This is a genomic window from Chryseobacterium sp. CS3K3.1 (genome assembly GCF_059515165.1).
In genome coordinates this window covers 292,819-317,187 of sequence record NZ_JCAKRV010000002.1, presented here as the reverse complement: position 1 = coordinate 317,187, position 24,369 = coordinate 292,819, and the positions used below count along the sequence as shown (strand labels likewise).

Annotated in this window: 24 protein-coding genes and 4 tRNA genes; 24 read left to right on the top strand and 4 right to left on the bottom strand. The window is 36.7% G+C overall.

The genetic code is table 11. From position 1 onward, the window contains the following. Positions 1–49: 49 nt before the first annotated feature. Positions 50–628, bottom strand: coding sequence for an adenylate kinase (locus AC5YGI_RS03810; protein ID WP_496167549.1), 579 nt, complete (start codon positions 626–628; stop codon positions 50–52). A 151-nt stretch (positions 629–779) separates the two neighbouring features. Then, complete coding sequence (locus AC5YGI_RS03805; RefSeq protein ID WP_047374145.1) at positions 780–1,334, bottom strand: phosphoribosyltransferase; 555 nt, start codon at positions 1,332–1,334, stop codon at positions 780–782. Between the two features lie 394 nt (positions 1,335–1,728). Between AC5YGI_RS03805 and AC5YGI_RS03800 the strand changes: the two genes are divergently transcribed. Then, positions 1,729–3,318, top strand: coding sequence for an ABC-F family ATP-binding cassette domain-containing protein (locus AC5YGI_RS03800; protein WP_496167548.1), 1,590 nt, complete (start codon positions 1,729–1,731; stop codon positions 3,316–3,318). Positions 3,319–3,458: 140 nt separating this feature from the next. Here AC5YGI_RS03800 and AC5YGI_RS03795 read toward each other — a convergent pair whose 3' ends face one another. Beyond that, positions 3,459–4,400: an alpha/beta fold hydrolase gene (locus AC5YGI_RS03795; RefSeq protein ID WP_496167546.1), complete on the bottom strand. Its 942-nt coding sequence runs from the start codon at positions 4,398–4,400 to the stop codon at positions 3,459–3,461. A gap of 13 nt (positions 4,401–4,413) precedes the next feature. Then, positions 4,414–4,998: an HI_0983 family protein gene (locus tag AC5YGI_RS03790; RefSeq protein WP_065119740.1), complete on the bottom strand. Its 585-nt coding sequence runs from the start codon at positions 4,996–4,998 to the stop codon at positions 4,414–4,416. Between the two features lie 178 nt (positions 4,999–5,176). On the opposite strand from AC5YGI_RS03790, the gene AC5YGI_RS03785 reads away from it, so the two are divergent. The 23 genes from AC5YGI_RS03785 (at position 5,177) to AC5YGI_RS03675 (ending at position 24,369) form a co-directional block, all read left to right on the top strand. Next, positions 5,177–6,463, top strand: coding sequence for an adenylosuccinate synthase (locus AC5YGI_RS03785; protein ID WP_330745507.1), 1,287 nt, complete (start codon positions 5,177–5,179; stop codon positions 6,461–6,463). A gap of 321 nt (positions 6,464–6,784) precedes the next feature. Beyond that, positions 6,785–7,633: an energy transducer TonB gene (locus AC5YGI_RS03780; RefSeq protein WP_496167544.1), complete on the top strand. Its 849-nt coding sequence runs from the start codon at positions 6,785–6,787 to the stop codon at positions 7,631–7,633. Positions 7,634–7,797: 164 nt separating this feature from the next. Then, the gene (locus AC5YGI_RS03775) at positions 7,798–8,571 is read left to right on the top strand and encodes a ParA family protein (protein WP_002981269.1); all 774 of its coding nucleotides are present in this window, start codon (positions 7,798–7,800) and stop codon (positions 8,569–8,571) included. A 69-nt stretch (positions 8,572–8,640) separates the two neighbouring features. After that, entirely contained in the window at positions 8,641–9,531 is an 891-nt protein-coding gene (locus tag AC5YGI_RS03770; RefSeq protein ID WP_227943892.1) for a ParB/RepB/Spo0J family partition protein, read from the top strand. Next, entirely contained in the window at positions 9,532–10,170 is a 639-nt protein-coding gene (locus tag AC5YGI_RS03765; protein WP_202839779.1) for a DUF5683 domain-containing protein, read from the top strand. Positions 10,171–10,232: 62 nt separating this feature from the next. After that, positions 10,233–10,934, top strand: coding sequence for a 4-hydroxy-tetrahydrodipicolinate reductase (dapB, locus tag AC5YGI_RS03760; RefSeq protein ID WP_330745509.1), 702 nt, complete (start codon positions 10,233–10,235; stop codon positions 10,932–10,934). Positions 10,935–11,069: 135 nt separating this feature from the next. Then, the gene (gene lepB, locus AC5YGI_RS03755; protein WP_330745510.1) at positions 11,070–12,716 is read left to right on the top strand and encodes a signal peptidase I; all 1,647 of its coding nucleotides are present in this window, start codon (positions 11,070–11,072) and stop codon (positions 12,714–12,716) included. A 60-nt stretch (positions 12,717–12,776) separates the two neighbouring features. Beyond that, the gene (locus AC5YGI_RS03750) at positions 12,777–13,400 is read left to right on the top strand and encodes a WbqC family protein (RefSeq protein ID WP_442879159.1); all 624 of its coding nucleotides are present in this window, start codon (positions 12,777–12,779) and stop codon (positions 13,398–13,400) included. A gap of 77 nt (positions 13,401–13,477) precedes the next feature. Further along, the gene (locus AC5YGI_RS03745) at positions 13,478–15,160 is read left to right on the top strand and encodes a S8 family serine peptidase (RefSeq protein WP_330745512.1); all 1,683 of its coding nucleotides are present in this window, start codon (positions 13,478–13,480) and stop codon (positions 15,158–15,160) included. A 124-nt stretch (positions 15,161–15,284) separates the two neighbouring features. After that, positions 15,285–15,776, top strand: coding sequence for a hypothetical protein (locus tag AC5YGI_RS03740; RefSeq protein ID WP_496167540.1), 492 nt, complete (start codon positions 15,285–15,287; stop codon positions 15,774–15,776). 26 nt (positions 15,777–15,802) lie between these two features. Further along, positions 15,803–16,492 carry a YiaD family glycine zipper/OmpA-like lipoprotein gene (locus tag AC5YGI_RS03735; RefSeq protein WP_330745513.1) on the top strand — a complete coding sequence of 230 codons (690 nt, stop codon included), beginning with the start codon at positions 15,803–15,805 and terminating at the stop codon, positions 16,490–16,492. Positions 16,493–16,599: 107 nt separating this feature from the next. After that, complete coding sequence (locus AC5YGI_RS03730; RefSeq protein ID WP_330745514.1) at positions 16,600–17,487, top strand: decaprenyl-phosphate phosphoribosyltransferase; 888 nt, start codon at positions 16,600–16,602, stop codon at positions 17,485–17,487. After that, entirely contained in the window at positions 17,484–18,803 is a 1,320-nt protein-coding gene (locus tag AC5YGI_RS03725) for an FAD-binding oxidoreductase (RefSeq protein WP_330745515.1), read from the top strand. Before AC5YGI_RS03730 ends, AC5YGI_RS03725 begins: the two co-directional genes overlap by 4 nt. Then, the gene (locus AC5YGI_RS03720) at positions 18,803–19,528 is read left to right on the top strand and encodes an SDR family NAD(P)-dependent oxidoreductase (RefSeq protein ID WP_330745516.1); all 726 of its coding nucleotides are present in this window, start codon (positions 18,803–18,805) and stop codon (positions 19,526–19,528) included. Before AC5YGI_RS03725 ends, AC5YGI_RS03720 begins: the two co-directional genes overlap by 1 nt. Before the next feature lie 3 nt (positions 19,529–19,531). Beyond that, a complete protein-coding gene (locus tag AC5YGI_RS03715; RefSeq protein WP_137905434.1) occupies positions 19,532–20,119 on the top strand; it encodes an HAD family hydrolase in 588 nt (195 codons plus the stop codon). Between the two features lie 24 nt (positions 20,120–20,143). Further along, the gene (locus AC5YGI_RS03710; protein WP_330745517.1) at positions 20,144–20,611 is read left to right on the top strand and encodes a hypothetical protein; all 468 of its coding nucleotides are present in this window, start codon (positions 20,144–20,146) and stop codon (positions 20,609–20,611) included. A gap of 2 nt (positions 20,612–20,613) precedes the next feature. Next, on the top strand, positions 20,614–21,789 hold the full coding sequence (locus tag AC5YGI_RS03705; protein WP_330745518.1) for a cysteine desulfurase family protein: 1,176 nt from the start codon (positions 20,614–20,616) through the stop codon (positions 21,787–21,789). A gap of 81 nt (positions 21,790–21,870) precedes the next feature. Beyond that, a complete protein-coding gene (gene trxA / locus AC5YGI_RS03700; protein WP_027374941.1) occupies positions 21,871–22,188 on the top strand; it encodes a thioredoxin in 318 nt (105 codons plus the stop codon). Positions 22,189–22,314: 126 nt separating this feature from the next. After that, a tRNA-Asp gene (locus AC5YGI_RS03695) sits at positions 22,315–22,388 on the top strand. A 33-nt stretch (positions 22,389–22,421) separates the two neighbouring features. Then, positions 22,422–22,495, top strand: a tRNA-Asp gene (locus tag AC5YGI_RS03690). A gap of 32 nt (positions 22,496–22,527) precedes the next feature. Then, positions 22,528–22,601: transfer RNA gene (locus AC5YGI_RS03685), tRNA-Asp, on the top strand. Between the two features lie 32 nt (positions 22,602–22,633). Further along, positions 22,634–22,707: transfer RNA gene (locus AC5YGI_RS03680), tRNA-Asp, on the top strand. 951 nt (positions 22,708–23,658) lie between these two features. Next, positions 23,659–24,369: a polysaccharide biosynthesis/export family protein gene (locus AC5YGI_RS03675; RefSeq protein WP_496167539.1), complete on the top strand. Its 711-nt coding sequence runs from the start codon at positions 23,659–23,661 to the stop codon at positions 24,367–24,369.

Here is a 24,369-nt window from a genome sequence, read left to right as displayed (position 1 = left end):
GCGGGGTGAGAATGACGGGATGAAATTTCATCCCGTACCCATATCCCGATTATTTAATTTTCTCTACCTCAGCGAAAAGTTTTTGGGAAATCTCATCAATTTCTCCAACACCGTTTACCTCTACATATTTTCCCTGCTTTTTATAAAGCTCGGCAACTTCTGCTGTTTTGGTATAATATTCTTTAATTCTGTTTTCTATGATCTCTACATTGCTGTCGTCTGATCTTCCGCTGGTTTCACCTCTTTTCAGAAGTCTTTCCACCAAAATTTTATCCTCTACCACCAATGAAAGACAGATATCAATCTCGTCATTCAGTACTTCTTTAACGATCGTTTCCAAAGCTTCTGTCTGTGCAGTTGTTCTTGGATATCCGTCAAAAATAAAACCGTTGGTATTAGTAGGTTTTTTGATCTCATCGATCAGCATATCTGTTGTTACCTGGTCCGGAACCAATTCTCCCTTATCGATGTATGATTTAGCCAGTTTTCCAAGTTCAGTGTCGTTTTTCATATTGTATCTGAAAAGATCACCTGTTGAAACCTGTTTTAAATTGAATTTTTCGATCAGATTCTGAGCTTGTGTTCCTTTTCCACTTCCTGGAGGGCCGAACAGAACAATGTTTATCATAATGTTGATTCGCTTTAGGCAACTGGCATTTTGCTTCTGGCTTTTGGCTTTTGGCGGTTTGCTCTTTGCTTTCAGCTTTTTTAAGTTATTATTAAATTTATTTCTTTATATAATTTTAAGCTAAAAGCTATCAGCTAATAGCCAACAGCGTTTAATGGTTGATTTGTCCGTCTTCCAGCTGATATAAATTCGGAAGGTTTCTACCCAATTCGTCATAATCCAGTCCATATCCAAGTACAAACTTGTTAGGAATTTCCTTTCCGATATAATCCAGTTTGAAATCTTTCTTGTAAATCTCCGGTTTCAGCAGGAAACTAGCCAGTTTTACAGATTTAGGACGTTGTGTTTCTTTGAAATATTTAAAAAGACTTTCAACGGTATTTCCTGTATCTACGATATCTTCAACAAGAATAATATGACGGTCTCTTACATCTTTGGTAAGCTCCATTTTCTGATAAACGATCCCTGTAGACTCAGTTCCTACATAAGAACTCATTTGAATGAAGGCAATTTCGCATTCTCCCGGGTAATATTTTAAAAGATCTGAGAAGAACATCACCACCCCATTTAAAACCCCAATGAAAACAGGAACTTCGTCCTTGTAATCTTCATAAATTCTTAACGCTGTCTCTTTTACAATTTCCTGAATTTCGGCATCCTTTAAATAAGGAACGAAAGTTTTGTCGTGAACTTTAATGCTTTCCATAAAATTTTTAGTAGTTGGCAAAGTTACGGAATTTTGATTAAAATACTTTCCTGTTTTTATCAGTTTGAAAGTTTAAGGGTTTTGCAGCAGTACAACTGTATATCATGATAAAGTATGTTTAAATAGGAATAACGATAAGCTTTCCAGTGATGTATAATGATATAGCTTCAAAAATCAAGATCTTGAAAGTGATAAAAAAACAGGTGTTTGAAAAAGGAGAGAAAAGAAGGTGATCAATTTCCTGATCATTAATGAAATATAATATTCCGAAAATGAGTATCTTTGTACTTTCAAAACCCAAAATACAGACATGTAGGATATAATTTCTTTCAGATTCAATAAACGGCAACGCCAGTGTTGCTGGTGTTTAATTATACTATTTAAGAAAGAAATCATGATTTTACTGCAAAATATATCCTTTGGGTTTCCGGGAGGAAATCTTCTATTTAATCATATCAATGTAACAATACAGGCTCATACCAGATCTGCTTTGCTAGGCAGTAACGGCATGGGGAAATCAACTCTGCTGAAAATAATAGCAGACGAAATACTACCTTCAGAAGGCAGCGTTAATATCCAGGGCGATATTTTTTATGTGCCTCAGATGTTTGGAAATTGTAATCATCTTACCATCGCGGAATGTCTGAAAATAGATCAGAAATTATATGCCCTCCAGAAAATTACCAATGGTGAGGTGGATGAAATTTATTTTGAAACGCTCAATGATGACTGGGACATTGAAGATCGGTGTAAGCAGGCTCTGGAGTATTGGGGACTCGGGAATTTTGAATTAACTCAAAAGCTTGAAGGCTTGAGTGGCGGCCAGAAGACGAAAGTTTTTCTTGCCGGAATTCAGATCAATCAACCTGATATTATCGTATTGGATGAGCCGACCAATCATCTGGATAGGGAAGGAAGAAAACTCTTGTATGACCTTATCGACAAAACAGATTCAACAGTGGTTATCGTAAGCCACGACCGTACTTTGCTCAATCTTGTGGATACTATATTCGAATTAAGTAATCAGGGAATTGCAACTTATGGTGGAAACTATGACTTTTATGCCGAACAGAAAGAAGTGGAGGAGGAAGCATTGCAAAATGATATCCATTCCAAAGAGCGGGCTTTAAAAAAAGCAAAAGAAAAAGAACGGGAAACATTAGAACGAAAGCAAAAACTGGATGCGAGAGGTAAAGGCAAACAGGAAAAATCCGGAGTAGCAAGGATTATGATGAATACTCTTCGGAATAATGCGGAAAAAAACAGTTCAAAGCTGAAAAGTGTCCATGCTGAGAAAATAAGTGGTATCTCAGGTGATTTGAGGGATTTGCGTTCCTCGTTAAAGAATTTTGAGCAGATGAAAGTGAATTTTAATGATTCCAATCTGCATTCAGGGAAGGTTTTAATTACAGCCGAAGATCTCAACTTCAGTTATGGAAAAGGAAAACTCTGGAAAGAAAATCTTAATCTTGAAATCAGCAGTGGAGACAGAATTTCAATAAAAGGAGGAAACGGTTCAGGAAAAACGACGCTGATAAAACTTTTGTTAGGAAGTCTTCAGCCTTCGGAAGGGAGAATAAAAAAAGCAGATTTCAACAGTATTTACATTGATCAGGAATATTCTCTGATTGATAATGACTCAACGTTGTATGATTTTGTACAGACTTTCAATGACAGTGCCATGCAGGAATCAGAAGTCAAAACATTACTGTCCAGATTTTTGTTTGGAAAAGATACCTGGGATAAAAAATGCGGTATGCTGAGTGGAGGAGAGCGTTTACGGTTACTTCTCTGCGGACTTTCCATCAGCAATAAAGCACCGGATATGATCATCCTTGATGAACCTACCAATAACCTTGATTTGCAGAATGTGGAAATTCTCACCCATTCTATCAAAGATTATCATGGAACCCTGTTGGTGATTTCCCACGATGAAGTTTTTCTGGGAGAGATTGGAACTGGTCAGGAATTAATCCTGAATTGATACCTGGGTTTCACAAATTATACAGAATCATTTTGATATTCAATAGAGATGGGCTTTAGCCCGTCTATCAATAAGATTAGAATCCATCGGCTTTAGCCGAAACTTATACAGAAATTCCAGATAATTGCTATCTGGAATTTTTATTCTCTGTGATTATTGAATTTAAATATCCACTTATAAATTTCCGTCAGAACCTCTTCTCTTATGGATTCGTTCAAAATCTCATGACGCATTTCCGGATAGATCTTTACGTCCACATTTTCAAAACCATCAGCTTTTAAGTTATCGACCGTATGCATGACTCCTTTTCCAAAATCGCCAATCGGATCATTCTGCCCGCTTACAAATAAAAAAGGGAAGGATTTTGAAATAGAAGAAGCCCAGTTTCTTGCAGTCGCCTTTTTATAAACGGTAAATAGAGTATAAAAAGCATTATGGGTAAACGGAATTCCGCAAAGTTCATCCTGTTCAAAAGCCTTTCTGTTTTCAGGATTAATACTGAGCCAGCTTGTGTTGCTGAAATCTTTATCCTTTTTAAAATGCTTGTTATTGACACTTGTAAAAACAGAATTTAAAAACGTACGATGACGGGGAGCAATAGCCGTAGCCAATGATAAATACCCTCTCAATATATCGATTCCTGGTAAAGGTCCGCCGGTTCCTGTAATGACAGCTCCTGAAAATTGACTGCTGGCTTTTTGAAGAAGGCAACGTGTAATAAAAGATCCCATAGAATGGCCCAGAATAAAATGGGGAACATCTGGATATTGCTCTGCAAGATGATCTGCCATCATTTTTGCATCGGCTATAAGTCTTTCATCCGGTTTTTCAAGCTGGAAGAAACCAATATCCTTTTTTTCTTTTACAGATTTTCCATGCCCCAGGTGATCATACGTCAATACAGCAATTCCATGAGACGCAAAATATTCTGCAATCTCTGCATATCTTCCGCTGTGTTCCTGCATGCCGTGAACAATGAGAAGGGTGGCTTTTGTTGTCTCCGGAGAAAACAGAGTGTAGAAAAGTTCTGAACTGCTGTTTATTTTTGATGGTAAATAGGCAGACTTTTGTGATGGGTTCATAGTAATTGGAATATTATTTTATTTCAATATCTGGAAGTTTATAATTTCCAACCGTTTCAATTAATTTTGAAGAATTGGTTTTTAAATTATTAAAAAAAGAATCAATATTTTCCGGATACCCTCTTTCACTCAGTGCAAAAAGAAGAACGCCTTTATTCTTTCCATTACTAATGATTTTGTAGCGATAAATATTTCTTTCTGCAATAAGTATTTCCTTGCCGTCCTTTGAATTTTCACTGATAAGAAAATCTAAAATATATTCTTCCTTATTTTCAAAAATCTGGTAATTGACGACTGGGTTGGTCTTTTTCATTTCCTGCAGTTCAGCTACTTTTTGATCCACAACATCCTTGATATTAAAATCACCTTTTATAAAATCGACCAATACCATACTGTTGTATTTATGGATGTTATCATGTGAGCTTACATATTCCTGTTTAAAATAATTTTCATTAGGATGCGAACTCCATACGAGATTATATTCCTTTTGATTTAGCTTAATGGGACCACGTATATTTAGATAATCATTTACTTTATTTTGAGCGTTCACATAAATAAGAGGGATTATTAAAAGTAGAATCAGAATTTTAATTTTCATTTGTATAAATTTATAGTAAATATAATCCATTTTATATAGGTGTGAAAGTAAAAAGGTAGAAATGAAGTAATATTCAACCTCATGATTTTCACCCCAACTCAAAATAAATATCCTCTATAATTTGGTCGTCATTTTTTTTCAGAGTAATTTTGCACGAATCTAAAAACAAAAGTAAAATATGTCAACTTATGTAGTTGTAGGTCTTCAGTACGGAGATGAAGGCAAAGGAAAAATCACGGATGTTTTATCAGCAAAATCGGACTATGTAGTACGTTTCCAGGGTGGAGACAACGCTGGTCACACGGTTTATGTGGGTGATGAGAAATTCGTTCTACACCTTCTTCCTTCAGGAGTTCTTCAATGCAAAGGGAAATGTATCATTGCGAACGGAGTAGTGGTAAACCCTAAGTCTTTCATTAAAGAAGTTGGTCAGATCGAGAGCAAAGGCTTGAGAACAGATCACATCTTTATCAGCAGAAGAGCGCATGTCATTATGCCTTACCACATCCTTTTGGATACTTACCGTGAAGAGGAGCACGGAGGAACTCAGATCGGAACTACCAAAAAAGGAATCGGACCTTGTTATGAAGATAAAATTGCAAGAGTCGGGATCAGAATGGTAGACCTTTTAAATCCTGAGATTTTAAGAGATAAAATTGAGAAAAACTTAAAAGTTAAGAATTCTCTTTTTGAAAAATATTACGGAAAACCGGCTTTAGATGTTGAAGAAATCTATAACGAGTATTTAGAAATCGGAAAGCAGCTTCAGGACAGAATCGTTGATACTGAATTAGAGCTGAACGAAGCAATCAGAGATGGTAAAAACGTTTTATTCGAAGGAGCGCAGGCGTTAATGCTTGACATTGACTTTGGAACGTATCCATACGTAACTTCATCTTCTCCATCTACAGGAGGTGTTTGTTCAGGAGCTGGTGTTCCGCCAACTTCACTTCAGAACCTTATTGGAGTAGCGAAAGCTTACTGTACAAGAGTAGGAAACGGACCTTTTCCTTCTGAATTGGATAATGAACTGGGTGAGAAAATCAGACAGATCGGTGGTGAGTTCGGAGCAACTACAGGTAGACCAAGAAGAACAGGTTGGTTAGACCTTGTTTCCTTAAAGCATGCTTGTATGATCAACGGAATCAACAACCTTGTGATCACTAAGCTTGATGTTCTTACAGGAATTGAGAACCTGAAAGTAGTAACACATTACAAAACTGAAGACGGAAAAATCATCGATTATTTCACTTCGTCAACAGAAAAGCTATACAACTACGAGCCAATCTATCAGGATTTACCAGGTTGGAGCGAAGATATTACGAAAGCAAGAAGCTATGATGAACTTCCTGATACTGCTCAGAAATACATCGAGTTTATCGAGAAATACTTAGGAATCAACGTATACTTAGTTTCTGTAGGTCCTGAAAGAAGTCAGAACATCATCAGAAAAGAATTATTCTAATATTTTTTAGAACATACAATAAAAAGAGATCATCATTGATGGTCTCTTTTTTTGTTTTATGACCCTTGTCAAGGTTTTAAACCTTGACAAGGGGTAAGAAGTCATTGAGTTTATTCCTTATTTACTTGAGAAGAAATAACTCCTTTTTTTCTATAAACCTTTTATGTGTAAATGTTAAAATTTAAACATTATCATAAAATTTTCTAATATTATGTTGTTTTGATAAAATTTTGGCAGATGTTTTGATATTGAAACATTACTTATCGATAAGAACAATAAAACTAATAATCAAAATTTTTAACAGTTTAAATAGTAGTAGTGATGAAACAACATAACCAAAACCAGGAATTTCGGTTCAACGAAGTCCTGTTCGAGCACCGCAATAAAGACTATGGTGCCTATGTATTAAGAAACGAATCAGATAGAATATTAACCAAAGCGCTTTTGATCGGAGCAAGTTTAATGGCTGCAGTATCCATTACACCATTTGTGATTTCTGCATTGAAACCTGTAGAAGTTATAACAGATGGAGGGTATGTACTTCCTCCACCAGTATTAATTCCTGATGATCCTGTTGCTCCGCCGGTAAAAATTACTCCGGTAAAGCCTGAGGTAGCACCCAATACAAAAACATTTGACAGTACAGTGCCTACGCCATCAAGTACAGCTCAGGATAATGTGAAAAAAGATCCCATTCCTGATGATGCTGTAGCAGGATTTAAAGACAATTTTAAAGGAGATCCTGTTGCGCCGAATACACCCAATGTTCCGACACTAACAGTAGGAACAGGTCCTGTAATGACAACACCTCCGCCTGTGATTGCTGATCCGGTGGACAAAAGTAAAATTGCTGAAGCAGGAGAACTTGGGGTAGAAGCCAATTTTGCAGGAGGAATAGACTCCTTCAGAAATAAAGTAATGAACAGCTTCGACAGTTCAGGATTTGAATCCGAAGATGTTGTAAAGACGACAGTTACCTTTATTGTAGAAATGGACGGAACCATCTCAGGGGTAAAAGCTAACGGAACCAACGCCGATTTTAACAATGAGGCAATGAGAACTATTAAATCAATTTCCAACAAAGGAAAATGGATCCCGGCCAAAAACAAAAAAGGAGAATTCGTAAGAAGTTATTTCAAATTTCCCATCTCCATGAAATTTGAGAATTAATACGGAAAAGTAAATTTCAAGTAGTTATCCACAAAGATTTTTTTTTGTGGATAATTTTTTTTATCGTTAAATTGCTTATTAACAATATTTTAACTCAATTTTGATTTTCCCCACTCACCGAGAGCAAAGAAAAAAGTGTATTTTTGAAACTTAAAGTTCTAATAATGGCAAAAATCATAGGTATTGCTAATCAAAAGGGAGGTGTTGGTAAAACTACCACCGCTGTAAATTTGGCAGCAGCATTAGGAGTATTGGAAAAAAGAATATTAATTATTGATGCTGACCCTCAGGCGAATGCAACATCCGGCTTGGGTGTTGAGGATGTTCAGTATTCTACCTATAATCTTCTTGAGCATAGTGCAGATACAAGAGTCTGTATCAAAAGAACGGCAACTCCCAACCTGGATATTATTCCGTCACATATCGATCTGGTAGCAGCGGAAATTGAATTGGTAGACAAGGAAGACCGTGAGTATATGCTGAAAAAAGCATTGGCAAGTGTAAGGGATGATTATGATTATATTATCATCGACTGTGCACCGAGTTTAGGTCTTATTACGGTAAATGCTCTTACAGCAGCAGATTCTGTAATCATTCCGATTCAGTGCGAATATTTTGCATTAGAAGGGCTTGGGAAATTGTTGAACACCGTTAAAAATGTTCAAAAAATCCATAATAAAGATCTTGGAATTGAAGGTCTTCTTTTAACCATGTACGACAGCAGATTGAGACTATCCAATCAGGTTGTGGAAGAAGTAAATTTACATTTCCCTGAGATGGTTTTTGAAACCATTATCAGCAGAAACGTAAGACTGAGTGAAGCACCAAGTTTCGGGGAAAGTATCCTGAACTATGATGCAGAAAGTAAAGGAGCTGTTCAGTATATTCAGTTAGCTGAAGAAGTTCTTTTGAAGAATGAAAACTTAATAAAGAATTAAATTAATAATGAATGGGCAATAAGTGAATGCTGGTCATCACTTCTCAAACATCATTTATCAATTATATCTATGAAGGACAAAAAAAGAGCTATGGGACGCGGCCTGGGCGCCATTTTAAGTGCAGAATCCAAAGCAACGATCAATTCCGCTACTGATGAAGGAGCAGATAAGTTTGTGGGAAATATTGTGGAAGTTGCGCTTGAAGATATCTATCCGAACCCAACGCAGCCGAGAACTTATTTTGATGAAAAAGCATTAAACGAACTTGCACAGTCTATTAAAAACTTAGGCGTAATCCAGCCGATTACCCTGAGAAAAGACGGGGAGAAGTTTGAAATCATTTCCGGGGAAAGACGTTACAGGGCAACTAAAATTGCCGGATTAACAACTATTCCTGCCTATATCCGTTTAGTCAATGACCAGGAGCTTCTTGAAATGGCTCTTGTTGAAAATATCCAGAGAGAAGACCTTGATGCTATTGAAATTGCATTAACTTATCACAGGCTTTTGGAGGAAATCGGTCTTACTCAGGAAAACCTGAGCCAGAGAATAGGAAAGGACAGAAGTACAATTACCAATTCTATCAGACTGCTAAGATTAAATCCGGATATTCAGAATGCTATCAGAAGCGGTGAGATTTCTGCAGGACACGGAAGAGCGATTATCAGTCTTGAAAGTGAAGAAGCTCAGCAGATTTTATTTGATCTTATTATCAAAGAAAAATTAAACGTTCGTCAGGCCGAACAGGCTGCTGCTGCATTGAAGAACCCGAAGTCTCCTGCTGCCAAAAAAGCAAAAGTGGAGCTTTCCAATAACTATAAAAAAGCCCAGAAGACCATTGCTGATATCTTAGACGTGAAAGTAGAGATCAAAGCTTCTGGAAATGGTAAAAAAGGTAAAATTGTTCTGGACTTCAAAAATGAAGAAGAGCTGGAATATATTTTATCCCATATTAAATAAATGAAGAAAATATTTTTCACATTTTTCTTGTGTATCGCTGCACTGGCTTACTCACAAGTAAAACCTATCGATACCGTTCGGATGCAGACTCCTCCGAAAGAAGAAACCCGTGTCGTAAAGCCTGGTAAAACCGAAGCCAAAATCATTGAAGATCTTGAAAAAGCAAACGGTCCCACAGCAAAAACCTTAAAGCTTAATCCTACCAGAGCAGGATTGTACTCTGCAGTTTTACCCGGTTTAGGACAGTTTTATAACAAAAAATACTGGAAAATTCCTATTGTCTGGGGAGCAGTAGGTGCTGGGGTTGGTATTGCCGTATGGAATGATAACCAATACAAAAAATACCGTGAATATTACGTGGCAAAGCTGAACGGAACTCCCAATGAATTCGTAGACAGCCACCCATGGCTGGACAAAAGAGCGTTGGGTAATGCACAGGACAGAGCCAAGAGGCAAAGGGATTATGCCATTGCCATTACTGGTTTGATTTATATTCTGAATATTGTAGATGCTGTAGTAGACGCTCATCTTTATGAAAGCCGTCATGATCCGGATCTGGTGTTTAAGCCATCGGTTATTCAGGACCAGTATGGCTACAGCGCACCAAAAACAGGCTTCAGTTTAAGTTACAGATTTTAAAATACAACATATCTGCAGAAGGTCTGAAGATTGAATGCAGCATTAAAAATAAATAAGATTATATGAAAATAGCATTAGTTGGTTACGGTAAAATGGGTAAGATCATTGATGAGATCGCACAGAAGAGAGGTCATGAAGTAGTTGCCCGTCTGAAGGAAACCCCGACTGCTGAGAATCTTAATAACCCGGATGTTGTGATTGAATTTTCACTGCCGGAAGTAGCTTTTGAAAACATCAAAGCTTGTCTTGAAAATAAAATTCCCGTGATCTGCGGAACAACAGGATGGCTTGATCAAAAAGCTGAAATTGAAAAACTGGCCGTAGATAATGGAACTGCTTTCTTATATGGTTCTAACTTTAGTTTAGGCGTGAATTTATTCTTTGCTCTGAACGAAAAGCTGGCAGACCTGATGAAAAACGTAGATGAATATTCTTGCCAGCTGGAAGAAATTCATCACATCCATAAAAAAGATGCTCCAAGTGGGACTGCAATTTCCATCGCTGAGGGAATCATTCAGAACAATCCGAAATTCGATGCCTGGAAACTGGAAGAAACAGAAGGGAAGCAGCTTGGAATTTTTGCCATACGTGAAGATGAAGTTCCGGGAACACACAGCGTGTATTACAGAAGTGAAGTGGACGAAATCGAAATCAAGCATACCGCTTTCAACAGAAACGGTTTTGCCCTGGGAGCGGTAGTCGCTGCTGAGTGGATTAAAGATAAAAAAGGAAACTTCGCAATGAAAGACGTTTTGGGACTTTAATTTGTAACAAATTCTGTAAATTGCAGACCAATAAGCAGAAAATGATGAATAGTGAATTGTAAACAGCGGACTGCTTTTATCATTTATTACTCATCATTTTTATTATTTATATCTTAAGAATAGGCACAAAAATTTATGAATTATTTTTTAACTTATACAGTATATGTCCTCATACTATCCGTACTGATGGGGATTTCATCTTGGAAACTGTTCAAGAAAATGGGATATAGCCCTCTGTTTGCTTTTATCCCTTTCTATAACTATTTCATTATTCTCAAAGAAACAAAACATCCGAAATGGTGGGCAATCATGTCTTATCTTCCGATAGTAGGCCCCATCATGATGTCGGTTTTCCACCTTTATTTAGTGAAAAAGTTTGGGAAAACACTTTTCAAAGATCAGATTCTTACCGTGATTCTGCCGTTTATTTATATGGCGGTCATCAACTATTCTAAAGATGTAGAGTTAGAAGATGAAAATGCAAACGACCTGTTTCTTACAGACGAAGAAAAAAACGATAAAAAGAAAGACACATTTATTGGTTCCATTACTTTTGCGGTAGTTTTTGCCACTATTATCCACGTTTTTGTAACACAGCCTTTCGGGATTCCTACAGGATCTATGGAAAGAACATTGTTGGTGGGTGACTTCCTTTTTGTAAACAAATGGAGCTACGGATACAGACTTCCAATGCGTCCGGTAGCCATACCTTTCCTTCAGGGAACCATTATGGATACAGGACAGAAAGGAAACCCGAAAGATGATCCAAAGTCTTACGTAGATGCAGTGAAGCTTCCATACACAAGAATTTTACAATTCAACAAACCACAGAAAAATGATGTAGTAGTTTTCAACTATCCTCAGGATTCCGTACATACAGCAATTGACAGAAAAGATCCTTACGTAAAAAGATGTGTGGCTACAGCAGGAGATACTTTTGAAATGAGAGCCGGAAGACTTTTCGTGAATGGAAAGCCGGAAGTGGTTTTAGGAGATCAGGAGGTACAGCACAGATATATTGTAACAACGGATGCTCAATTGGATATCCCTACTTTATATAAAGCTTATGGATTTTTACCGGTTCAGGAAGTACAGCAGAATAACGGAGGTTTCCTTTATGGATTCCAGGGTTTAACAGATAAAACGGCTAAAGAAATTAAAGAACTTCCTCATGTTATTGATATGAAGGAAGAAGTTTCACCAAAAGGAGAAGCTGCAGTATATTACAGAGACGAAGCTAAAACTAAAATTGATACCACACAATCTATTTTCCCGATCAACAAACCTTGGAATCAGGATTGGTACGGCCCGGTTAGAATTCCTAAAAAAGGAGATGTGGTAGCGATCAATCAGGAGACACTTCCAATGTACCAATGGATCATTTCTGAATATGAACACAACAGCTTAGAGAAAAAGAACGGAAAGATTTTTATTAATGGTAAAGAAGCGAATCAGTATACCATTCAACAGGATTATTATATGATGATCGGGGACAACAGAGATGCGTCATTGGATGCAAGATTCTTTGGTTTCGTTCCGGAAGAAAATATTGTTGGAAAACCAATGTTTACGTGGATGAGCGTACAGGGAGTATTTCCGGATGCAAGCTCAACGTATCAGGCTCCTAAAAAAATCCGTTGGGAAAGAATGTTCAAAGCAACCAACACAGGAGAATCTAATAAAACCTCTTACTGGTGGATTGCAGCCATGATCCTGATCTTGTTCTTCGGATGGGATTATTTCATGAAATTATTCAGAAAGAAAAAAACTGAAGACAATTAATAAAAAAAATTAAACGTAAAATAGAATGAAGTATTTGAAAAAATACTTCATTTTTGCATTATGAATATGAAGAATGTATTATTGCCGGCATTTTATATGCCTCCAATCTCTTGGTTCTCAGTGTTTTTGAATCCTGAGAATGAAATTGTATTTGAACAGTTTGAAAATTTTCCGAAGCAGACGTATAGAAACAGAGCCAATATTTATGGTGCCAACGGAAAATTATCATTAATAATTCCTATCAATCATAACGGGAAAAGAGAATTCAAAGATGTTGAAATTTCTTACCGCGAAGACTGGAGAACGCTTCATTGGAAATCCATTAAGACAGCATATCAAAGCTCTCCTTATTTTGAGTATTATGAAGATAAGTTCAGAAAAATATTTGACCTTAAAGAAAAGTTTCTGCTGGATTTTAACCTTAAAGGGATAGAAGTCATCCAACAGATACTTAAAACAGAAAAGGCACACTCTTTGAATGTAGAATATATCAAAAATCCGGAGAGTATCAATTTCAGGGAAAAGTTTTCGGCAAAACTTCCTTCAGAATTTCAGATGGAAGACTATTACCAGACATTCTCTGATAAATTCGGATTTTTGGAAGACCTGTCGGTTCTTGACCTTATTTGTAATAAAGGCCCGGAATCACTCGTATATATAAAAAATATAAAACAACAATATTAGTACAATCACTGTTGGTAAAATATAAAACAGATGATAACGGTGATTGGCATATCTCTTTAAAAATTAAATATCAACATATGAAAAAGGTATTATTAGCTGCAGTTTTTTTTGCAGGTTTTAGTTTATCCTTTGCACAGGAATCTAAAGCTAAAAGTATTGATCCCAGCGAAGATAAAGATCTTATGACATGGTATCACAAAGATTTTGCAACTTCAAAAGTATATGGGGTAAATACAGCAAATGCTTATAAATACCTGGAATCTAAAGGTCTGAAGCCTAAAACAGTCGTGGTGGGTGTATTAGACAGTGGAGTACAGGTAGATCATCCCGGATTGGTAAAAAATCTATGGTCAAATCCAAACGAGGTTCCCGGTAACGGTAAAGATGATGATGGAAACGGGTATATTGATGACGTACATGGATGGAACTTTATAGGAGGTAAAAACGGTGATATTGATATCGATAATATGGAGGTGACAAGAGTAGTTGCCAAATATAAACCTGTCTTCGAAGGAGATGATTCCACACAAAATAAAGCCAACCAGGCTAAGATGAAGGAAGAGTTTGAGATGTATATGAAAGCCAAAGATATGTTCAATAAAAAGAGTATCGAGGCAAAACAAAACTTTCAGACTTATTCTATGCTGAACGAGCTGATTCCTAATATGGTAAAACTGCTGGCAGGTAAGCCTGTAACCGCTGAAACTATTGCTGCGATCAAAGCTCCGACAGATCAGAGAGATGCCATTGCGAAGGAATTTTTAGGCCAGATTTCACAAAGTCCGGAATTTAAAGGAAAATCAGCCGCGGAATTTGAAAAAAAGATGAAGGAGGAAATGAAAGAAGCCATCGATCATTTTGCTCCTGCTGCAAAACAATATGACCTTTCCTATGATCCGAGAAAAGAAATTGTAGGGGATAACTACGATGACTATTCTGAAAAAATCTATGGAAATAATCATTATGAAGGACCGGATGCAGAACATGGAACCCACGTGGCAGGAATTATTGCCGGACTTCCGCAAGGAAAAGAAGTTCAGTATGGAGTAGCTTCCAAAGTGGCTAAAATTATGTCTGTAAGAACAGTTCCGAATGGTGATGAAAGAGATAAAGACGTTGCCAATGCGATCAGATATGCTGTAGATAACGGTGCGAAAGTTTTAAATATGAGCTTTGGAAAACCTGTTTCTCCTGGTAAAAATGTGGTTTGGGATGCTTTCAAATATGCTGAAGATAAAGGCGTTCTTTTAGTAAAAGCTGCAGGTAACGAAAATGAAGATGTAGCAGAACATCTCGCATATCCTACCAACTTTAAAAATGTTACAGACGAGAAACCATTTGTAAGCAATGTTCTTGTGGTAGGAGCAAGTACGAATAAAAATAATGCACTGAGAGCAGATTTTTCCAATTACAATAAAAAGATGGTGAACGTTTTTGCTCCGGGAGAAGAAATCTATTCTACCGTTCCTAAAAACGAATATAAATACCTTCAGGGCACTTCTATGGCTTCCCCTGTTGTGGCCGGAGGAGCAGCTGTTTTACTGGCTTATATGCCGGATCTTAAACCTTATCAGATCATTGAAGCTCTTGTGAAAAGCAGCAACCCAAGTACTGCCGATGGTTTTGGTGACCAATCTCAGGCAGGTGGGGTTATCGACCTGAAAAAGGCAGCAGAGTATGCCTATACCAACTTTTATAAAGGAAAAACTACAGGCACAGCCAGGCCTTCGAAATCCGTAAAAAAGGCTGTTAAAAAATAATTTATCTCCCTGTGTTTAAGGAGAAACCATAAGGAGTCCGGATTTTTTCGGACTTTTTATTTTTTATTTTAAATTTTGGCACGGTTTTTTGTAACTTTATAGTAACAAAATAATAAACAACAAAATGAAAAAGTTACTACTTGCAGGGATGTTGGGAACATCACTTTTTGCAGTTTCGTGTTCCTCTGTTAACAAAGCAGCTACATCTCAAAATCAAAGAGCCGACTTCCTGAAAATGAAAGGAGACTGGCAGATTGTAAGCATAGATTATGATAAAGGTTATAAAATTAAGCCTTTTGATGAAGGTGCAGACGCACAGTGCTTCGTAGGAAGCCACTGGAGATTGATTCCCAATAACTGGACAGGAGCGTATACTTTAAACGGTGGTGGAGATTGCCCGGCAATTACACAGCCAATCAAATTTGAAGTAAAAGGCGTTAATACGTTTATGTTTAAAAAAATTGCTTCAGGTACAAAAGCTAAACAAAATACAGCAGGTTACAGTCTTACAATGATTAATCAGAGTACAGATCAGTTTTCACTTGAGCAAGATGTTCCTTTTGAAGGAGGTAATGTAAAAGTAGTTTACAACTTCCAGAGAACTGGAATGAAATAATTTATCAACATAAAAGATCAAAAAAAATGAAATTTACAAAAACATACGTAGGAGCCCTTTTCTTGTCATCAGCATTATTATTGACAAGCTGTGAAGCGGTTCAGAATTCAAATCACCAACAAAGAGGTACAGCGGTAGGAGCTGCTTCGGGAGCAGTACTGGGAGGTATCCTTGGTAACAATGTAGGTAAAGGAGGAAACGGAGCTATCGGAGCTGTATTGGGAGGTATTATCGGAGGTGTTGCTGGTAACGTTATCGGTAACAAAATGGATAAGCAGGCGAAAGATATTAAAGAAACTTTACCAGGTGCTCAGGTAGAAAGAGTAGGAGATGGTATTAAAGTAACTATGAACGAAAGTATTGTCAATTTCGCTTTCGACTCTTCAAATCTTACTTCTGTAGCACAGACCAACCTTGATAAATTAGCTGAAGTACTGGCTAATAATCCAGATACGAATATCAATATCTATGGTCACACAGACAGCAAAGGTTCGGATGAGTACAACCTGAAACTTTCTCAAAGAAGAGCAGACGCTGTGAAAGCCTATTTATCAGGAAAAGGAATTGCATCAAGCAGAATGTTTACAAAAGGTGAAGGTGAAGCGATGCCTGTAGCTAGCAATGATACTGAAGAAGGAAGAGCTAAAAACAGAAGAGTAGAGTTTGCAATTACTGCCAATGAAAAAATGATTAACGATGCCAAACAAGGGCAATAGTTAATTTAATATATAAATATTTTCGTAAAAGACCGCCCCGGCGGTTTTTTTTGTATTTTTATGCTAGAAATTTTGAATTTATTATTTTTGTATTTGAAATAACATAAATGAAGAAATATTTAAAACTGCTCCGTGTGGAGCAATGGGTGAAAAACCTTTTTGTATTTGTCCCTCTGTTCTTTTCAGGTAATATTACCAATATAGATCTGCTTCTCAAAAGCATTTTTGCATTTGTCATATTTTCACTTGCAGCAAGTGTTGTTTATATCCTGAATGATTATAATGATATTGAAGCAGACAGAAAACACCCTGAGAAAAGGAGAAGACCTTTGGCGAGTGGAGCTATTTCAAAATCAAAAGCGATAGGAATTCTTATAGGTCTTATCATTGCTGATATTGGTCTTGTATTTTTTACTCAACTTTATTTCCATGAATTTCTTTGGAAATTTGCAATCATCATAGGATTTTATGTAGTTATGAATCTTGCCTATACTTTCAGGCTTAAACACGTTCCTATTATTGATATTTTTATTATTGCCATAGGATTTGTCCTGCGTGTACTGGCTGGAGGTTATATTACCGGAATCAGCATTTCGCAATGGGCGATTCTGCTGACCTTTGTATTGGCTTTGGTACTGGCTATAGGAAAAAGAAGGGGAGAGCTTATCAATGCCCAGGTTTCAGGAAAAACAAGAAAAGCACTGGATGGCTATAACGTGCAGTTTGCAGATATTGCTTTATCCATTTCTATTACGCTGGCCATAGTATGCTACCTGATGTTTACCCTGTCTCCTGAAGTTCAGGCAAGGTTTCACGAAAGAGTCTTTTATACCGTGATTTTCGTGGTTTTTGCGCTGTTAAGATATCTTCAGCAGACGCTTGTTTACAACAGAACGGAGTCTCCTACAAAAATTGTCTACAGAGACCGTTATATACAGGTTACTTTATTACTTTGGGTCGTTGCATTTTTAATTCAAATTTATTTTAAGAAATGAAGCCGAATTTCATACAGAAAGTTACCAACTGGGGAAATTTTCCAATAGTAGAGAAGGAAATGAGATCTGAGGACAGTTTCAGAAAAATAAAAGAATTTGTACTCAATCACAACGAAGTCATAGCGAGAGGAAATGGGAGATGTTATGGAGATGCTTCATTGGGAGAAGCTATATTTTCAACAAAAAAATTAAATAAGTTCATCAATTTTGACCGTCTGAACGGGATCATAGAATGTGAATCCGGAGTGCTGCTTTCAGATGTACTGGAAATAGCAGTTCCGCAGGGATATTTTCTATACGTTACTCCCGGGACAAAATTTGTATCGGTAGGAGGTGCTATAGCATCGGATGTTCATGGAAAAAACCATCATGCAGAAGGTTGCTTTTCAGAATATGTGCTTGAATTTAAGCTCATGACTGAGAAAGGGGAGATCCTTACCTGTTCCAGAGAGGAAAATACAGAAAAGTTTTGGGCTACCATTGGTGGAATGGGACTTACCGGTATTATTCTCACAGCAAAATTTAAACTTAAAAATATAGAGTCCGCATACATTCGTCAGGAAAGTATCAAAGCAGACAATCTGGATGAGATCTTTAAGCTGTTCGATGAAAGTGAAAACTGGACCTACACGGTTGCCTGGATTGATTGTCTTCAGAAAGGAAAAAATATCGGAAGAAGTATTCTTATGAGAGGAGAACATGCTTTTCAGCATGAACTTCCCCATAGTTTTTCCAAAACACCTTTGAGATTGAAGAAGAAATTTTCTCCTACAGTTCCTTTTTATTTTCCGGGATTTGTACTGAATGCCCTTACCGTAAAGATTTTCAACTGGTTATACTATAAAAAGCAATCTAAAAAAGAAGTGAAAAACTTTATCGACTATGAAACGTTTTTCTATCCTTTGGATGCGATCACAGATTGGAATAAGATCTATGGGAAGTCCGGTTTTATACAATACCAGATGGTAATTCCTAAAGAAACAGGAAAAGAAGGTATGAAAAGAATCCTTGAAACGATCGCTAAAAGCGGGAACGGATCATTCTTAGCGGTTTTAAAACTTTTTGGAAAAAACAATCCTCAGGCTTATAACTCATTCCCTGTGGAGGGGTATACATTGGCACTGGATTTTAAAGTTAATTCAAAACTGAAAAAACTGGTAGATCAGCTTGATGCTATTGTTCAGGAGTTTGGAGGAAGAATTTATCTTACCAAAGACAGTATGAGCAGATCATCGCTTACCAACTACCTGAAAAATATTCAAAATCCTAAATTTGTGTCTTTACAGCACAAGAGAATCATAAATAATAATTCATAATGATAGTTCTGGGAAGTACATCTGAAGTGGCACAGGCTTTTGTGGAAAAAGCACTTCAGGAAGGAGAAAAGTTTGAAAAAATCTATCTTTTTACCTCAAATAAAGAAACTACAGAGCGTTTTGCAAGACATCTTGATGTAAAGTTTTTGCAGCAGGCGGAAGTTATTGAGCTGGATCTGACAAAAGAAATTGATTACAATAGATTTGATAATATCAATTCAAATGTATTATTTTGTGCCGTAGGATATTTAGGCGAGGGAACCGAAGAGGGGTTATATGATAACAGAAATACAGAGCGTATCATTGATATCAATTATTCAAAACTGGTTCCTTTAATGAATTATTTTGCCCAAAAGTTTGAAAGCAGAAGATCCGGCACGATTATCGGGCTTTCATCAGTGGCAGGAGACCGGGGAAGACAGAGTAACTTTATCTATGGAAGTGCGAAAGCAGCTTTTACGGCTTATCTGAGCGGTTTGAGAAATTATCTTTTTGATAAAAAAGTGCATGTTCTTACGATAAAACCTGGATTTATGGCAACCAAAATGACAGAAGGCCTGCCTTTAAATCCGAAACTGACAGCCACACCAAAACAGGCAGCTTCCTGTATTTACAAAGCCTTCAAAAAACAGAGAAATGTGGCATATGTTTTGCCGGTTTGGAGTATTATTATGATGATTATCAGGAATATTCCTGAGTTTATATTCAAGAAATTAAAGCTTTAAAAAATGAAAAAATTGTATTGTTTTGATTTTGACGGAACCCTGACATATAAGGATACCATGTTTATGTATCTTAAATTTTACGATTCAACAAAATACCGTATACAATTTTTGAGACACGTGCCTCTTTTTATCCTGTTGAAGCTAAAACTGGCTGAAACGGAAAAAGTTAAAAAAAGCTTTATCGGTTCTATCTTAAGAGGACAGACCCAGGAGAAAATTGAACAGAAGTCTAAACAGTTTTTTGAACAGCACTACCCTAAAATAGTAAGGGAGAATGCATTGGATTTTATAAAAAATATCGATAGGAATAATACACAGAGTTTATTAGTAACCGCTTCATTGGATATCTGGGTAAAACCATTCGCTGAAGAACTGAAAATGGAGCTTGTTTCTACGCGGGCAGAGTTTAAAAACGGTATTTTTACCGGAAACTTTGTAGGAAAAAATTGTAACGGAAAGGAAAAATTGATAAGAATAAAAGAGGAAATTAACGATTCCAAGTACGATAAAATTATTGCATTTGGTGATACTTCCGGAGATCGGCCGATGTTGAAATGGGCAAATGAGGGACATTACCAATTTTTTCACTAATTTTGGGAGATAAAATTGTAAAAAATGAAAAGCCTGATCATTGCATGTGCAGTACTCTTTATGGGCTGTGCCGGCACTTCATCTCAGAAGTCTTCTGCTATGCAGGAAAATACGGAACTCCTTGTTTCTGAAAATCAGGGAGGAACCGATGCTCCCGGCTTTAAGATTATTAAAGACGAAAAGGATTTTCGCAATATTATCAGCGGAAGTTTTGGTATTTCAGAACCGGGAAAAGAATCTTATATCAAATATCCACAATTTCCGAAAAATAAAAAAGTTGTTTTATACAATTTGGGAACCTTCAGATCAGGAAGTCATAAAATTGAAGAGATCAAAAATATATCAGTGAAAAACCAGATTCTGTATGTAGAAGTTCCTGCCGGAGAACCTTCCGGTGGAATGGAAATTCAGGTGATCTCAAGTCCCTGGTTTATATTTACTGTTCCCACAGATTATAAATTTACCTCTGTAGAAATAAAATATTCAAAATAACAATGGATAAAGTATATTTAGATAATGCCGCAACCACTCCGCTTGCAGAAGAAGTTATAGATGCAATGGTAGGCACAATGAAGATGAACTTCGGAAACCCTTCTTCAACGCACAGCTTTGGCCAGGAAGCAAAAATCCTTATTGAAAATGTAAGAAGACAGGTTGCAGACTATCTTCATGTAACTCCTGCTGAAATTATTTTCACTTCATGTGGTACGGAATCAAATAATATGATCATCAAATCCTCGGTAGAACACCTTGGAGTAGAAAGAATCATCAGCTCTCCTCTGGAACATAAATGCGTTTCTGAAAGTATTCTGGATATGAAAAGCAGAAAAGGGGTAGAGGTAAACTACATCCGCCCGAATGAAAAAGGAGATATTGATCTTGCTAAACTGGAAGAACTTTTAAAAGCTTCAGATAAAAAAACATTGGTAAGCTTAATGCATGCCAACAACGAAATCGGAAATATCATTAACCTTAAACAGGTTGCCCAGCTTTGCAAACAGTATCAGGCACTTTTCCACTCAGATACCGTGCAGACAATGGCTCATATGAACCTTGACTTCTCTGATATCCCTGTGGACTTTGCATCGTGTAGTGCCCATAAGTTTCATGGTCCGAAAGGAGCCGGATTTGCATTTATCAGAAAAGCAACAGGCTTAAAAGGAATTATTACCGGAGGACCTCAGGAAAGAAGTCTTAGAGCCGGAACTGAAAATGTTTGTGGTATCGTAGGATTAGGAAAAGCTTTAGAACTTTCTCTGAATCATATGGAGGAATATACCCAACATATGCAGAATATCAAGGATTATGCAATTGAAAGACTTTCTGCTGAAATTGAAGGAATTAAATTCAACGGAAGAAGTGCAGAAAAGGAAAATAGCCTTTATACAGTTTTAAGTGCATTACTGCCTTATAAAAATCCATTGATAGGTCTTCAGCTGGATATGAAAGGAATTGCAATTTCTCAGGGAAGCGCATGTTCATCTGGAGCGTCAAAACCCTCAATGGTGATGATGATGGTGCTTTCTGAGGATGAAATGGATCATTGTACGCCATTACGTATCTCTTTCAGCCATATGACGACTAAAGCGGAGATTGACACTTTGGTCAATGCGTTGAAGGAAATCTCAAGCGATTATACTATAGAAAAAACTAATGTTGAGCATAGATAGTCTTGTGCTTTAAAAATCGTAATTTTGAATATCCAAAAGGATTAAAAGAAAATAATATTAATTAAAATAAAAGAAACAAAAATGGCTTTAGAAATTACAGACAGCTCATTTCAGGATACGGTTTTAAAATCAGATAAACCGGTATTAGTAGACTTCTGGGCAGTATGGTGCGGACCTTGCAGAACTTTAGGACCAATCATCGAAGAAGTAGCATCAGATTTTGAAGGTAAAGCGGTAGTAGGGAAAGTAGATGTAGACAACAACCAGGAGATTTCTATGCAGTACGGTATCAGAAATATTCCTACAGTTCTTATTTTTAAGAATGGAGAAGTAGTAGACAAATTAGTGGGTGTAGCTCCAAAAGAGGTAATCGCTGAAAAACTAAGCGCTCACTTATAAAAAAAATAAGTTTGATAATGAACGCCTTCCAGTATTGGGAGGCATTTTTTTTAAAATAATTTGCAGGTAACAAAAAAAGTTGTAATTTTGCAACCACGAAAAAGAAACGACGTTCTTTAAAATAATGATCCGGTAGTTCAGCTGGTTAGAATGCCGCCCTGTCACGGCGGAGGTCGCGGGTTCGAGTCCCGTCCGGATCGCATAAGTTTTTCTCAATTTACTTTAAAAAAATTGATCCGGTAGTTCAGCTGGTTAGAATGCCGCCCTGTCACGGCGGAGGTCGCGGGTTCGAGTCCCGTCCGGATCGCAGAAGTTTTCTCAATTTCTTTTTAAAAAATTGATCCGGTAGTTCAGCTGGTTAGAATGCCGCCCTGTCACGGCGGAGGTCGCGGGTTCGAGTCCCGTCCGGATCGCGGAAGTTTTCTCAATTTCTTTTTAAAAAATTGATCCGGTAGTTCAGCTGGTTAGAATGCCGCCCTGTCACGGCGGAGGTCGCGGGTTCGAGTCCCGTCCGGATCGCAACTACAATATCAAGGTAGTCAGAATACTGTAAAATATATTTTTGCAGTATTTTTTTTGTGTTTTTAGCGTTCAGAGAATATAAATTTTTCAAATTTACTTTCATAATATTCCAATATTGAAGTTTATATTTTAAACAAAAATTAACATATAGAATTAAAAATATTAATAATAATTGCTACCTTCGTTCAATAATAAAAACCACTGGCTGTTGAATTAATGAAAATGAAATCTAGATTTATTGTATATGGGGAATATTTTTAAGATTACGGGCTTAAGGTATATGGCTGAGTGGTTGGCTTTTCCTGGTTATATTTTAGCCGTTTTTTTTCTTGTTTTGGTTTTATATTTTCCCCCGATTAGTCTGAACTTACCAATTACTTTAAATGGATATCAGGATGAAAAAGTATTTTCGTTGATCGAGATTACTATTCTGTTTTTATTTTTCCTTAGTTTTTCTAGTATTCAAAATGGCAACCGCAAATCTTAATAATAAATGTGTCAGAAAAATTCCTCATGATATCAACATGATCATTCAGGATTAAACTGAGGAAATTCAGTTGATGAATTGTAAAAAGAAAATGTCATTAAAAATTTACAAGCAATGTAGAATATCTGAAAATGAAGCATATAATTAAAATTAAAGAATTAAATAAATAAAAAAGTTCATATTAAAATAATAATTTCATCATTTTGTTTTTAAACGGAATGAAAATTGCTAGAGAAAGAAGTGATTTTAACATGAGAATTTAAAGTGCGCTTTAAAATATTTAAATAGTATAGTCGTTTTATTACAATATGTATTTAAATATAGTTGAAATTAGTTCGATAAACCTAAATAATAACACAAGTAGATAAGAATAATAACATATGAATAAAACTATTATTGCATATATAGTACTGTTATCGGTTACTTTATTATCATGCAGACCGAAGCAGAATATGGTATATATGTCAAAGCATAATATGGAAGAAGAGGTTGCAAAAGCCAAGTTTCAGGGCCTGCATATTCAGGAAGGAGATGCTCTCCTGATTCTTGTATCTGCACTTGACGAAATAGCAGTAAAGCCTTTTAACCTTAATACCGCAAATAAGGTAGGGGGTGACGCTAGCAGGGGAATTAACCAATATGTAGAACCAAGTCAATACCTTGTTAATGAAGAAGGTTATATCTCTTTTCCGGTTTTAGGAAATGTGTACGCTAAAGGAATGACGCAGGTACAGCTAAAACAGGAGCTTGAATCGCGTCTTAAGAGATATCTGACAGATCCACTGGTAACCATTACCCTTAAAAATTTTAACGTAAGCGTTTTAGGAGAGGTAAAGGAACCGGGGCAGAAAGAAAGTGTTTCTCAGAAAATCAATATTTTTCAGGCACTTGGGCTTGCAGGTGATATGACGGATTTCGGAGACCGTACCAATGTAAAGCTTATCCGTGCTGATGATAGCGGTACAGATCAGATTGTTAATATCGATCTTACAAGATCTGATATTGTCAGTTCGCCCTATTATTATATGAAGCAGAATGACATATTATATGTGCAGCCGGACAAAAATAAACAGGTTCAGGCTAACTCGAATCCGAACAGAGCCCTTACATTCCAGATTATTGGTGCTTTACTGACAGCTGGTACACTTATTATTGCTTTAACTCGTAAATAA